Here is a 1172-nt window from a genome sequence, read left to right on the forward strand (position 1 = left end):
CAGTCGTGACTGCGTGCCTTTTGAAGAATGAGCCTGCGAGTTTGCGGTGTGTTGCGAGGTTAACCCGTGTGGGGAAGCCGTAGCGAAAGCGAGTCCGAATAGGGCGTTATAGTAGCGCGCTCAAGACCCGAAGCGGAGTGATCTAGCCATGGGCAGGTTGAAGCGGCTGTAAGAGGTCGTGGAGGACCGAACCCACCAGGGTTGAAAACCTGGGGGATGACCTGTGGTTAGGGGTGAAAGGCCAATCAAACTCCGTGATAGCTGGTTCTCCCCGAAATGCATTTAGGTGCAGCGTCGCGTGTTTCTTGCCGGAGGTAGAGCACTGGATAGGCGATGGGCCCTACCGGGTTACTGACCTTAGCCAAACTCCGAATGCCGGTAAGTGAGAGCGCGGCAGTGAGACTGTGGGGGATAAGCTCCATGGTCGAGAGGGAAACAGCCCAGAGCATCGACTAAGGCCCCTAAGCGTACGCTAAGTGGGAAAGGATGTGGAGTCGCACAGACAACCAGGAGGTTGGCTTAGAAGCAGCCACCCTTGAAAGAGTGCGTAATAGCTCACTGGTCAAGTGATTCCGCGCCGACAATGTAGCGGGGCTCAAGCGTACCGCCGAAGTCGTGTCATTCACACATATAGGGCCAACGCCCGTGTGGATGGGTAGGGGAGCGTCGTGTGCCGGGTGAAGCCGCGCCGGAAGGCAGTGGTGGACGGTTCACGAGTGAGAATGCAGGCATGAGTAGCGATACACACGTGGGAAACGTGTGCGCCGATTGACTAAGGGTTCCTGGGTCAAGCTGATCTGCCCAGGGTAAGTCGGGACCTAAGGCGAGGCCGACAGGCGTAGTCGATGGACAACCGGTTGATATTCCGGTACCCGCTTTGAAACGCCCAGTGCTGAATCTGTTGATGCTAAGGCCGTGAAGCCGCCCTGAAGCCTTCGGGTGGAGGGGAGTGGTGGAGCCGCCGGCCCGAGACAGTAGTAGGTAAGCGATGGGGTGACGCAGGAAGGTAGTCCAGCCCGGGCGGTGGTTGTCCCGGGGTAAGGGTGTAGCCCGTTGTGCAGGTAAATCCGCACAACACTAAGGGTGAGACCTGATGCCGAGCCGATTGTGGTGAAGTGGATGATCCTATGCTGTCGAGAAAAGCCTCTAGCGAGTTTCATGGCGGCCCGTAC

The 1172-nt window shown here is 57.9% G+C and carries 1 rRNA gene; it reads left to right on the forward strand.

The window, feature by feature from the left end:
* Window positions 1-1172, forward strand: a 23S ribosomal RNA gene (locus ACIHCQ_RS44620); the annotation flags it as partial.

Source organism: Streptomyces sp. NPDC052236 (genome assembly GCF_044548015.1).
GTDB lineage: Bacteria > Actinomycetota > Actinomycetes > Streptomycetales > Streptomycetaceae > Streptomyces.